Genomic DNA, 12,511 nt, shown 5'->3' with positions numbered 1-12,511 from the left:
TGCAGCATGAAAAGTGAATTATTAAAACCAACTGTAAAAAAGTACCATGTCGCCCTGGTATTTTTAATGGTTTTTTTATCCCTCCTAAGTAACCGGATATCTGGTCAAACACTTTATGTAGATGCGCAAAAAGGAAAAAACAATGCTACCGGAGCTATCAATGATCCTATTTTAACGCTTGATGAAGCAATAGCAAAAACAAACAGCTTTACAAGTAGTGACCCGGTTACCTTAAAACTCGGACCCGGTTTATATACATTAACACATAAACTTGTTATCAAAAGCAATTCGGCCAATAAAAATCAGGCTTATACCATTGAAGCTGCCACTATGCCGGATGATAAAGCCTGGCAACCCACCGCTATGCCGGTTATTGTTTCACTATCGGGTAATAACTCCACTTACGAGTTCTCGCATTGCGAAGGGATGCTAATCGCAAAAAACAATGTAACCATCAAGGGGTTAAAATTTATGGGCAACCCGAATACCCAGGTACATTATTATTATCCCATCCGCAGGGAAGATAAAAGTTTTGATGGCCTTAATGTATCACAATGCTTTTTTATCGGCGAAGCAAATTCAGCACCTATACAAAGCGCATTTTGGACAACAGGTTCGGGTATCCATGTAGATCATTGTATATTTCATAATAGCAAAATAGCATTCGTGCTTGGCCGCAATTTTAAGGATTTTTCTTTAACCCACTCCATAATTGACGGCGCTTACAATACCGCAATCTGGTACGGGTTTGACGGTACTATCCCGAAGTTCATTTTTAAAAACAATATTGTTACGAATTGCTATTACGTAATGGTTTACCCTGTTGAAAAAGGCCAGCCGGATTTTACCTTCAGCGATTCTTATTTCATCAACAATAAAAACTATGTGGGTAATTACCCTAAAGCGCAGGACAGGTTTTTTGCTGAGCCCAACAAACACATTAAAGAAGTTAACATTAAAAGAACTGGAAAAATCTCCTTTGTGGCTGTCGCAGATGATGGCATCACCAAAGATAACCTCAATCTTACAGCAAAATCCGCAGGGAAAAGTACCGCGGCCGGAATCTTTATAAAACAATAATAATGAAACATAAACGCGCAAAAAACAACTGGTTAGCATTTAGCTTGCTTATCATATTATTTATTAATAATGTCTGTTCGGCACAACAAAAAACAGGCAAAATCAAAATCGTCAATATCCCCTTTGAGCCTACTTATTGGGATACAACTGCTACAAAAGCCAAGTTTGTAAACTACAAGGGTGTTAAGGCTATTAAAATGGCTCCTCATAGTAACGAGATAAGTGTAAAGGGAATTAACTTCAGCAATGGAACTATTGAGTTTGATACCCAGCCAATAGATGCTGAAACAAGGGGCTTCGGCCCGATTGGTATTTATTTTAGACAGCAAAATGCGAAGGAATCTGAATACATATATCTTCGAACTAAAAAAGACGATACTAAACGAGATGATGACGACATACAATATGCCCCGGTAGTAAACGGCGTGTTGCTTTTTAATATGATGTCGCATTTTGATGGCCCCGCGCCTATTCATAATAAAGAGTGGAACCATGTAAAACTGGTTGTATACGGGATGCAGATGCGGGTATATGTTAATGATATGAATGAGCCGGTGTTAGAAATTCCACGACTGGAAAGTAATAGCATTACCGGATCCATCGGTTTTGATGGGCTGGCGTACTTTGCAAACCTGATTATCAAACCTAATGAAACTGAAGGGCTTTCGCCTGTTGAAGGAATTGATCCGGCTAAGCATGACATTAACTATATCCGCCGTTGGGATGTTACATCCGCACAACTTATGGCGCAGGGCAGGGAACTGATAGACCAGGATCTGCCTAAAGATACTACCAAATGGACACCTATTGTGGCCGAACGCCGGGGCGTGATTAACTTATCGCGTAAGTTTGGTTCCAGCGATACCGGGCGGTATGTTTGGTTGAAAACTATTATCAACTCCACCAAAGAACAGGTGGTGCAAATGCAATTGGGTTTTTGTGATGAGGTTTATGTATTCGTAAACAAAAAGTTGGTTGATGCGGATAAAAACCAGTTCGGTTTGCCTTTGAGCAAATTCCCTAACGGCTGCCTGAATATAGATAACTCAACCATAAATATCCCGCTGAAGGAAGGTAATAATGAATTGCTTATCGGCGTGGTTAATAACTTTTATAGTTGGGCCATTATTGCAAGGATGAGAAACCTTCATAACCTTTCAATTCTGCAGAAATAGCTGTCATAAATGGACTGGTAACAGTTGTAGGATACATTAATAGAAATTCCAAGATACATTCCCTATTCCAGACAGGGAATGTATCTTGGATATATATTAAAATCTCTTATTCAGCTATTATTCTTTTTACCCCATTCTGCTAATAGCTGCATCACGTCGTTGAGTGACATGCCCTTTTCAGTAAGTGTATATTCCACCTTTGGCGGTACTTCGGCATATACTTTCCTATTGATGATACCGTCAGCTTCCAACTCTTTTAAATGCCTGGATAATACCTTTAGTGCTATACCTTCAATTGTTTTATGAAGCTCACCAAATCGCTTTGGGCCTGATAATAACATCCAGATAATAACAGGTTTCCACTTGCCGCTTATGATGCTGATTGATCCTAATATCGAGCAATCACAATCCAGCTCTACTTTTTTTTCAATTATTTCTTCTGTTAACATGCTGATAATAAGTATTAGTGTCTAATATGTCAATACTTGACAAATGTGTCATTACTTGACAAAGGTAAAGTTATAGATTAGTTTTGGTAAAAAAAGTGAATAAAAAATTAATAATAGTGCCACAGGTACGATCGGAAAACACGTAACCGCAGCATTATCAACAGGTTTCCGCCTTGTTATTTATGTCTTTTAAAACTTGTAAGCACAAAATTAGCATAGTATGAAAGCAGTAAAAGTAATTGGATTTATTCTACTCGGGTTGTTGGTAATCGTGGCTGCCGCCGGGACTTATGTAAAGGTGGCGTTACCGGACACTGGCGCAGCACCTCAAATTAAAATAGAACGCACAGCAGAACGAATAAAACGAGGTGATTATTTAGCCAACCACGTTTCTGCTTGTATGGACTGTCACAGCACCAAAGATGAGAGTTTGTACGGAAGCCCGGTAGTGGGCGGCTTTGGGGCCGGAGGTGAAAAGTTTGATCAGCAGATGGGCCTTCCCGGCAAGTTTTACGCATCTAATATAACCCCTTATAAATTACTCAGTTGGACAGATGGCGAAATATTCAGGGCGCTAACTACCGGGGAGAACAAATTTGGCAAAGCCATCTTTCCACTAATGCCCTGGGATCATATCGGGCAGATGGATAAAGAAGACGTATATAGCATTATTGCTTATTTGCGTTCAATTCCCGCAATTAAAAAAGACATACCGGCATCAGAAATTGACTTTCCGGTCAATTTTATTATTAATACTATGCCGCATAAGGCAAATTTGGGCAAGCTACCATCGGAAAATGATACCATCAAGTATGGCGCTTACCTCGTTAACGCAGCGGCTTGTATGGATTGTCATAGTAAAAGATCTCACGGGGATATCATCCCTGGGACAGAATTTGGCGGTGGGATGGAATTTAAGCAGCAAGGCGGTGTTGTACGTTCTGCAAATATTACACCGGATAAGCTAACCGGTATTGGATCATGGAGTAAAGATATATTCATCCAACGATTTAAAAGCTTTGAAGGTAAAGAAAAGCAAGCGGCTAAACTTAATCCCGGTGACCCACATATACCAATGCCATGGTATATGTATGCCGGAATGAAGGCCAACGATCTTGCAGCAATCTATGCTTATTTAAGAACTGTTAAACCGATCAAAAATCAGGTTATTGCATTTCAGAAGTTTTGAAAGCTTGACAAAGCCCGTATTTAGCTTTCAATTAGGACCAAGGGATATTGATAGTTTGGTTCTAATTGAAATAAACTGTCTTTACTCCCTGTTGAGTATCTTCATCGACCTTAGCAATTAAGTTTAGTCGAAAGGCGATGTTGTATGATGCAACATAAAGTAATTCGATTAAGCTACTTTTACTAATACCATTTTTCCCTGCTATCGCGCTGATTTCAACTTGTATTTCACCAATATTAAAAATCTCAGGCGGAAAGGTCGTATTTATCACCTCTTCCTCAGATTGGTCATCGTGTTGAACGATTTTTTACTGATTGTAAAAACGGTAAAGTTCGCCAGTATGCAGAATCTTTAAAAAATCCCTATTGCAGTCATTCAGCGCCTTTATGCCAGTAATTTGAATCCTGTAGGTTTCATTGAACGTGATAAAGGCTTGGCTAATATAGCTTATGTTGAGAATAAACGTATTAATTCACAATCCTATTTGTACCACAGCGGGTTTGCTAATATTGGTATATGAATAATTATTTAAATGTTTTCAACCCAGAAAAGTGACCCTTTTAATTCAATAAATAGTCTTTTGGTCTCAATAAGTAATCTTTTGGTCTACATGATTTATTTTATAACTATTTAATAATCAATTATTTATAATAATATAGAGTAGAAGACTCATAATCTTTTGGTCCCTGGTTCGAGCCCAGGTGGGCGCACGAGTAAAAAAGGTCATTTTGATAGTCAAAATGGCCTTTTTTCGTATATTTGAGCGGTTTTTACCGACCACGACCCGACGTCGTAAATCTGCATAAAAGTCGGGACTTGCATAATTATTTGTTGAACTTCACGTAAAACCGTCACCATTCCGTCATGGCGTTTTTACGTGGCCTAAAAAAAAACAAGATTATGGCAACTGTAAATGCTGTGGTTTACGACCAATTTAAAAGGGAGGATGGAACCTTCCATGTACAAATTAAAGTTTTTCACAAAGATGTACGCCGGTTTATTGAAACAAACCATTATGTTACCGCCCGGCAACTTGATGAAGACTTAAAAATCAAGGACAAGCATATCCTGAAATCATTAGACGAAACGTTAGTAGATTACCGGAAGACCATCGGCGATCTCGGCCCAAAGCTGGACTTCTTTACTTGTGATGATTTAAAAGCCTACTTGGTTAACAAGGATAAGGAAGTGGATTTTATTGCTTTTTGCACTCAGCATATCATTTCTTTAAGGAAAGTAAAGCGAGATGGAACCGCAAACAATCATAGGGCTGTGAGGAATAGTCTTATTGATTATTTCAAAAAGAAAAGTGTTTCCATCATAGAGATCAATTCCGGAATGCTGTTCGCTTATGAAAAATGGCTGCAAAACGACCGTACCATGAGTCGGATTAACCAGTTAGGTAATGAAGTGACCACAACGGAAAAAGGTATGCAGGTTGGCGGTGTTTATTCCCACATGCGTGATTTGCGTACCCTTTTCAATGAGGCCCGAAAGGTTTACAACAATGAAGACATAGGCGTTGTTAAGATAAAACATTATCCCTTTAAGGTCTATAAAATCGGCGCACCGCCAAAGACCAGGAAGAGGAATATTCCCGGTGAACAACTTGTCAAAATCAAAAATTGCGTGGTAGAACCCGGCGGGCGGGCTGAATTAGCCAGAGATTTATTTCTGCTCAGTTTTTATATGTGTGGTATGAACGCCGTTGACTTTTATAATCTTGATGGTTACGACCCACAAAGTACCAGGTTAGAGTACAATCGCTCAAAAACGAGTAGCCTTCGTGATGACGGCGCGTTTATCAGTATAAAAATTGTTCCCGAGGCAAGACCATTGCTGGAAAAATACATTGGGAAATTACAGGATAGATATAGCACCTATAACGGGTTAGATACCGCTTTAAGCAAAGGAATGAAACTCTTGCGAAATACAACGGGTATCCCTGAAGTTACCTTTTATTGGGCGAGGCATACATTTGCTACTATCGCACGAAACAAATGTAAAATTGCAAAAGAAGATATTGCAGAGGCTTTAAACCATGTTGATGGAGAACACAAAACCACTGATATTTATATCGAAAAGGATTGGAGCATCGTTGATAACGTGCAGGTTTCTGTTATGAAGTTTTTGAGAAAACTGGTGAAACCGAAGCCTGATAAGCCATATAAACTGAAAGTAAAAGAGTCAGTGAAAGAATTAAATAACCCAAATGATCAAAGGAAAACTATGCGCCTTGTAAGCGCATAATAATTAATTCCGCTATGAGAACATTCATTTTGTTATGCCTAACTTCTATAATTGGAACGGAGGGCTTTTTATATGCAACAATGCGCAAATAAATTACCAGCATTTATGATTGGTTTTGGCTTTTGGATATTGTTTCTTTACTACACATTGCAAAAAAAACAAATAAATAATCATACCTATTAAAAACCTCTCCGGCAACGATTGCCGGAGAGGTTTCGATATTATTTTTTTAGCTATTGCAATATCTTGAAATCACGTTCCTGATTTTGTGACTTGATGGTAAATTCAAGGTCTATCTCCCAGTTTCTTATGCGGTTGATGCTACTAATAATTGTTGGATGCAAATGTTTTTTATTAAAAAATAATAGCCTTTATAAGCCTTTCCAAATGGTTTATTTTTGTATTATGAAAAATTTTAAAAGTAAAAATTGGGATGAAGTAGAGTATGAATTTTACTGGTTTTGTGGCAAAGGGGAGTTTTTGCAAGCTGATGGTGATAACATAATGGTGGATGAATTTACAGTTCGCCCTATTGATAAAGGAATAAAAGGCACCTATACATTTCAAGCGTTGGAAATTGATGCTGAAATAAAGATTCTGTCTCAGACAAGAGATGAGGGTGACTGTGTAAAAGGCATGGGAATTTGCGAAGCCATGCTGCCGGAACTTTTTGGCTATTACAAGAAAAATATTATTTCAAGTTCCAAACGTGTATCAAAAATTCCTGGTGAAAGCCGGGTGAAAAAAATGACTGATATTTATGAAAAGTTAGTAACAAAAGGATTGGTTCAATATGATGAAAAAAGGGATGTTTATGTATATCCGAACCCAATCTCATTATGAAATCATGAGGTAAAGACTGGGGTCACTGTGCGTTTTTGGGTATTAACGTATTAGCTTTAACGAAACTTTGGAGGCTCTTAAAATAGCTATTAGTTAAATTCTGTAGGCAGGATTTCTTAATCATAATTAACGGAAAGATCTTTATTCCTGCCAATTATAAGCAAACTTTAGCTTGTCAGCTAAAGTATTGTCATTCCAGAGTAAAGATGTTACAACATATAGTTGTAATTTTAACACTTATGTTAAAATTGTAAATTGTGTAATATTTACACCCTACCTTAACAATAGTGATATGAAAACAAACATCAACTTTCAAAAAGCAAGTTTTAAAGATTTTGAAAACATTCCTGATCTGAATGCATTCCAAAGAGCCGAAGTTTTCCAGGAGTTTACGAATTACATGGAAGAAAACGGACAAATGAATTTCCGTTTTATGACCAGTAAAAACGGTTGCGGCCCGGAAATGTGGGTAACCTCACCGTTTAATAAAACGCCCAAAAAATGCGTAAGTCTAGTATCAAACGATTATTTAAACTTCACTCAGCATCCAGCGGTAAAGTTAGCCGCAATACAGGGAATCGAAAAATATGGAACTGGCGCTGGCGCTTCCCCTTTAATCGGAGGTCATCATGATTACCACGAAATGCTTCAAACCAAAATAGCATCCTTTTTTGGCAGAAGTCCTGATTCAGCTTTAGTTTTCACAACTGGCTATACTTCCAATAGCGCAACACTTTTAGCCCTTCTGAAAAAAGAAGACGTAGCAATTTTGGATATGTCTGTTCACGCCAGTGTTTATGAGGGCTGCAAAGAAACTAATTTGAAAATGTTCTTGCATAACGACCTGGAATCTTTAGAGCGAATTTTAAGGGAAGCCCATGAAAAATTCCGTACAAGATTGGTAGTGATTGATGGTGTTTACTCACAGGACGGTGATTTGGCCAAAATGGAGGATATTTTAAACCTTACCAAAAGATATGGTGGTTTCTTAATGGTGGATGATGCTCATGGTATTGGTGTTATTGGGAAAAATGGTCGCGGGGCTATTGAGATTTTTAACCTTTTGGATAAGATTGATATTATTTCTGGAACGTTAAGCAAAGCATTTGGCCATATAGGTGGCTTTGTCGTTTCAAGTCCGGAAATTATTAATTTTCTAAAATTCCAATCAAGGCAACAAGTCTTTTCATCTACCTCCACACCAGCAGCAGCAGGATTACTTAAAGCATTAGATCTGATTGACGAAGAACCAAAATGGAGGACTATGCTTGCTGATAATATCGAATATTTTAAAAAGGGCCTAACAGACTTAGGCTTAAATGTTGGTAACACAGAATCAGCTATTATACCGGTAAAAATTGGAGATGCCCATAAGACTGGTGATGCTGGCCGGTTACTATTGGAAGCGGGTATTTATGCTAATACTATTGTGTATCCGGGTGTGGCAAGAAAAAATGCCAGAATACGAACAAGCTTAATGGCAACGCATAACCGGGAACACTTAGATAAGGCATTAAATGCATTTGAATATGTAAATCAAAAATTGCATATTTCCAGTAATTAATACTGGGATTATGACGAAGAAAACTTATAACGGTGCTAAAAATAGCAAAGAGCGCTCTATGCAAAAACTTGTTGAAGCCGTTGGTACAATCATTAGAACGCAAGGATATACCGGATTAAATGCTTTGAACATTGGAAAAACGGCTGGCGTAAATCGGGGTCTGATCAATTTATATTTTGGCAGCCTGGATAACCTGGTTGAAGTCTATGTTCGGGGTAAAGATTATTGGGTTGCAGCAGCCGGAAATGCCGGAGAATTGATGGAAGAAAAGAGGGATCAGCATACACGAGAGATTTTAGAATCCCTTCTTGTAAACCAGCTAAATTATTTTTACAAAGAGGACGAAATGCAAAAAATCGTGTTGTGGCAGCTAAGTCAGCGAAGTAAAATAATGTACGAAGTTGCTGAAGAACGGGAAAAATTAGGCGAAGCCTTTTTTAATTTGGCTGATCCCTACTTTGAAAATACTGATGTGGATCTCCGTGCTGTTGCAGGTCTTTTAGTTGGCGGTATTTATTATATGGTATTACATGCAAAAGCTAATGATAGTTTATTTTGTCAGATAGATGTGAATTCAGAAAACGGTTTAGAAAGAATAAAAAAAGCAATTTCAGCAATCTTAACGGATACCTACAAAAGGGCTGAAAATGCAAAAACTTAAAATTATGAAACGATTAAGATTGTATAGCGAGATAATTACGGCAATCATTTTTACTTTAAGCACTTTAAGAGCAAGCGCTCAGCCACCGGTTAAAGTTGTAGCAGGATTAATTTACATGAATGATGGCACTTTAACTCCCAATCAAAAGATGTATCCGAAGTTGACTGATAGTTTGGATAATAACCTAAAAAAGAATAATAAAGACACAATCAGCTTATTTTACAGGGCGTTGCTTTATTTGCGCTATAACAGTGGGTTGGCAAAACCTTATCAACTTTCAAAAGGTGCAATGGAAAATCTGGAGGTTGCTAAAAACATGGTGGAAAGAGCTGATAGCTTAAAAATGCAGGCTTTAAATTTAAAGATATTACGGGCCGAAATTTATAGGGAACTCTGTTACAGATTTACTGGCGATGAATCCTGGCAGCTTAACGGTAAACAAATCGCCGTCAGAAAAACCCGGTTTAATGGCTATAAAGACTTAGCCAACAAGTACTATGATGAACTTGCACAACTTGATAAGCGCAATGCCTATGCCTATTTGAAGTTAACGATCAACTACAAATATCCTTTATGATACCATGTATGCCTATTATTCCTTATTAACGTCCCGCATGATGGAGATTATGATGAATGAGACCACACTATTTCGGTGCAAGCGTATGCAACTTGGAGAAGTTAAATAATTGAAAAGTGGGTTGTTTTTTTACGTAAATGTTATTGATTATAGTAATTACATTAAAATTTACTAAAGCTGTTGTTATTAGTTTTTAGAATAAGGCCGTTTAAAATACCATAGTATTTTAGTGTAATACTCAAATGTTAAAGAAAAAATCGTGAATCTGCACAACGTTGCTCGGTCTGCGCAGAATACAAGTAGCACATGATAGAACCACAGATCGAGATGTCCCCTGTTACGTTACCTAAGTTGCATACCTATCTACGACAGCAGAGGTTTACTATACGCGGTTTGTTAGTGAATTTGTTAAGTTGATGGATGAGTTGTTGAAGGAATAGGATTGGATTTATGGAAACTATGTCTGTAGGCGCAAACTACAGACGTAGCTATCTGTCGCAGACGGACGGCGGGGAAATTATTAAAAATGCAACATTTCATTTTTCATTCTGTTTCTGGTACTTTTTTACCAGAAAAACTGTTGTTATAGATAGTACTGAGGCTACAGCTATAATAAGCAATACGCCAATACCACCTATTAATCCACCGTCCGTGGTTCCTCTGTGAATAACAACAAGATTACTTTTTAAAAAAAATCCTATAGCTGCAAAAGTCATTATCCCTGCAACGATTGCAGAAATAATACCCAAGCCTGAGAAACTAACTTTATTCTTCATTGTTTGTATTTAACTAAGTGTTTTTAAATTATAAGCAGCCCCCCAATTACATGTATTCAAAATGTTTTTTGGGGGGCTGTCTTTAATTCTGTGATAAAAGTATAGTTTAGGGCTGGTAGTCGCAAACTACTAGCATAGTTACCCTTAGATGCCCTGCTATTTATCCATAATTTCATTTTCTCCCCATGGTACATTATTTATAAGTTTTCTCATTCCAAAGGTTGTTTTTGATAATTTTCCACGTGTGTTTACACGCCTTGTTCTATTAGTTTTTTTGGTTCAGCTTTTTTAAAGTTTCATTTCCATAATTGGCATAAACCTATTTTTTATTGAAGTTTCAAACTCTCCAATTTTTTCGAACCCAATTCTTAGATAAAATTCCGTTGCGTTTGGTTCTGAGTCAAGTATTATTTTTTTGATTTTTAGGTTTCTCATTAGCTTTAAAAAATCGTTGACCAAATATTTCCCAAACCCCTTTCCAATATATTCAGGCAATACAAATAAATTATCAAGTCTTGCAATCTCTTTTTCTTTAATAATATAAGAGTAATAACCAATAACTTTATTGTCATTTAATAATTTGAAAGCATTGTTACTTTCAATATAATCTTTGGAAATTGTAAGATCATCATTCCATTTCAAAATTTGTTCTTCGGAATATCCCCAAAATGCTTTTGACTTTTTTGTTATTTCAGTCAATATTTCATTGTCATTTATATTCGCCCTTTCAATTTTCACTTTTTTACAATTAATGATAACATGTAGTTGTTACAAGTAGGTTTTAACCTGATTGTAGTCCTTTATTTCGGAACTTTGTTGAGTAATATCTCCACTTTTTCCCTTTCACTTTTTAGCAAACCTTCATATAGTTCAATGATTTTTTCAATTGGATTATTTAGATTTTCAACAAACGTATAAATTGAGTGTGTAGTAACTGAACACCCTTCATTAAAGTTAGTACTAATATTAAAGATTTTTTCTTCGTTAAAATTGGCCAATCCATCCTTTGTGACCCCTAAAACTTTGGCTATTTGATCCAATCGATCATCATCTATAGATTCGCTTTGTTCTAACTTAGAAACAGCTTGCTTAGAAATACCTAAACCCGTACCCACCTCATCTTGAGTCATGCCCCGAAGCTTACGAACTCTTTCTATTTTTTTACCAATATGAATGGGTTTATTATAACTAACTGATTCCATGTACTAAATTAGAATTAATTTGTTTTCCCTTTAATCATTTCCATTTTTTCTCTCTCACTATTCAAAAGCCTTTCGTACAATTCGGTGATTTTTTCAATTGGATTAAATTGCTGTGCTACAAAATTACTTGAGGCATTGTCTTTTATCTCAATATCATGAATATCATAGTAATTATTGATGTTGTATGTAATTCTCTCTTCATCAAAATTTTTAATTGCTTCAGGTGTAACGCCTAATATTTCAGCAATTTGTTTTAACAAATTTTCCTCTATTTCGTCCTGTTGTTCAATTTTGGATACTTGCGACTGCGATATTCCGAGTTTACTTGCCAAATATTCTTGTTTAATTCCCCTAAACATACGGATACGTTCAACCTTTTGACCGAGAGATAAAGGCTTCTTTGTAAATAGATGATCTTCCATCAGATAAGATTAAGTTTTAAAGTTATAAAAATCAACTGAAATATAATAATAGTCAATCGTGTAATTTTCTCACTTATGCTAAAATTGAGTTACTTCGGCTATATAAATTATGCGCAATATAATCAATAGCCAACACCAACATGAAAAAGTTTTTGCAGGCTTGCTCAATCTAAATGTTGACCTGATTATTTACTCCGGTATTTATCCGCCAGTATTTTTCATAACGGCTAATGGACAACTGGCTTATGGCTTTGCTAACCGCAAAGCCATTTCTTACCCGTTACAAAACCCAATAAAAAACATTATAGGGTATCCGGAATGAG

Annotated in this window: 14 protein-coding genes; 9 read left to right on the top strand and 5 right to left on the bottom strand. The window is 36.7% G+C overall.

The annotated features are described in order from the left end of the window. Positions 1–6: 6 nt before the first annotated feature. Both BLU33_RS24310 and BLU33_RS24305 read left to right on the top strand, forming a co-directional pair. Complete coding sequence (locus BLU33_RS24310; protein ID WP_091379679.1) at positions 7–1,080, top strand: hypothetical protein; 1,074 nt, start codon at positions 7–9, stop codon at positions 1,078–1,080. Between the two features lie 2 nt (positions 1,081–1,082). Next, the gene (locus BLU33_RS24305) at positions 1,083–2,255 is read left to right on the top strand and encodes a hypothetical protein (RefSeq protein WP_091379676.1); all 1,173 of its coding nucleotides are present in this window, start codon (positions 1,083–1,085) and stop codon (positions 2,253–2,255) included. Positions 2,256–2,365: 110 nt separating this feature from the next. Here the strand turns inward: BLU33_RS24305 and BLU33_RS24300 are convergent, their stop codons facing one another. Continuing rightward, positions 2,366–2,704, bottom strand: a complete 339-nt coding sequence (locus BLU33_RS24300; protein ID WP_091379673.1) for a winged helix-turn-helix transcriptional regulator — start codon at positions 2,702–2,704, stop codon at positions 2,366–2,368. A 220-nt stretch (positions 2,705–2,924) separates the two neighbouring features. Between BLU33_RS24300 and BLU33_RS24295 the strand changes: the two genes are divergently transcribed. The 6 genes from BLU33_RS24295 (at position 2,925) to BLU33_RS24265 (ending at position 9,788) form a co-directional block, all read left to right on the top strand. Continuing rightward, entirely contained in the window at positions 2,925–3,893 is a 969-nt protein-coding gene (locus BLU33_RS24295) for a c-type cytochrome (RefSeq protein ID WP_091379669.1), read from the top strand. Between the two features lie 900 nt (positions 3,894–4,793). Further along, on the top strand, positions 4,794–6,143 hold the full coding sequence (locus tag BLU33_RS24285) for a site-specific integrase (RefSeq protein WP_091380965.1): 1,350 nt from the start codon (positions 4,794–4,796) through the stop codon (positions 6,141–6,143). Positions 6,144–6,548: 405 nt separating this feature from the next. Further along, positions 6,549–6,986, top strand: a complete 438-nt coding sequence (locus tag BLU33_RS24280) for a hypothetical protein (RefSeq protein WP_091379662.1) — start codon at positions 6,549–6,551, stop codon at positions 6,984–6,986. A 292-nt stretch (positions 6,987–7,278) separates the two neighbouring features. After that, the gene (locus tag BLU33_RS24275) at positions 7,279–8,550 is read left to right on the top strand and encodes an aminotransferase class I/II-fold pyridoxal phosphate-dependent enzyme (protein WP_091379659.1); all 1,272 of its coding nucleotides are present in this window, start codon (positions 7,279–7,281) and stop codon (positions 8,548–8,550) included. 10 nt (positions 8,551–8,560) lie between these two features. Next, positions 8,561–9,211, top strand: coding sequence for a TetR/AcrR family transcriptional regulator (locus tag BLU33_RS24270; RefSeq protein WP_091379656.1), 651 nt, complete (start codon positions 8,561–8,563; stop codon positions 9,209–9,211). Positions 9,212–9,215: 4 nt separating this feature from the next. After that, complete coding sequence (locus tag BLU33_RS24265) at positions 9,216–9,788, top strand: hypothetical protein (RefSeq protein ID WP_157682376.1); 573 nt, start codon at positions 9,216–9,218, stop codon at positions 9,786–9,788. A 536-nt stretch (positions 9,789–10,324) separates the two neighbouring features. Here the strand turns inward: BLU33_RS24265 and BLU33_RS24260 are convergent. From BLU33_RS24260 to BLU33_RS24245, 4 genes are all read right to left on the bottom strand, one after another. Beyond that, a complete protein-coding gene (locus BLU33_RS24260) occupies positions 10,325–10,564 on the bottom strand; it encodes a hypothetical protein (protein ID WP_091379649.1) in 240 nt (79 codons plus the stop codon). A gap of 288 nt (positions 10,565–10,852) precedes the next feature. After that, positions 10,853–11,302, bottom strand: a complete 450-nt coding sequence (locus BLU33_RS24255) for a GNAT family N-acetyltransferase (RefSeq protein WP_157682374.1) — start codon at positions 11,300–11,302, stop codon at positions 10,853–10,855. Between the two features lie 62 nt (positions 11,303–11,364). After that, positions 11,365–11,766, bottom strand: coding sequence for a helix-turn-helix domain-containing protein (locus tag BLU33_RS24250; RefSeq protein WP_091379643.1), 402 nt, complete (start codon positions 11,764–11,766; stop codon positions 11,365–11,367). A 14-nt stretch (positions 11,767–11,780) separates the two neighbouring features. Beyond that, positions 11,781–12,188, bottom strand: a complete 408-nt coding sequence (locus BLU33_RS24245) for a helix-turn-helix domain-containing protein (RefSeq protein WP_091379640.1) — start codon at positions 12,186–12,188, stop codon at positions 11,781–11,783. A 109-nt stretch (positions 12,189–12,297) separates the two neighbouring features. On the opposite strand from BLU33_RS24245, the gene BLU33_RS24240 reads away from it, so the two are divergent. Continuing rightward, a complete protein-coding gene (locus BLU33_RS24240) occupies positions 12,298–12,510 on the top strand; it encodes a hypothetical protein (RefSeq protein ID WP_091379636.1) in 213 nt (70 codons plus the stop codon). Position 12,511 lies beyond the last annotated feature (1 nt).

The organism is Mucilaginibacter mallensis, from assembly GCF_900105165.1.
Taxonomy (GTDB): domain Bacteria; phylum Bacteroidota; class Bacteroidia; order Sphingobacteriales; family Sphingobacteriaceae; genus Mucilaginibacter; species Mucilaginibacter mallensis.
The sequence above is the reverse complement of the archived record's forward strand: the minus strand, read 5'-3'. Positions and strand labels throughout refer to the sequence as shown.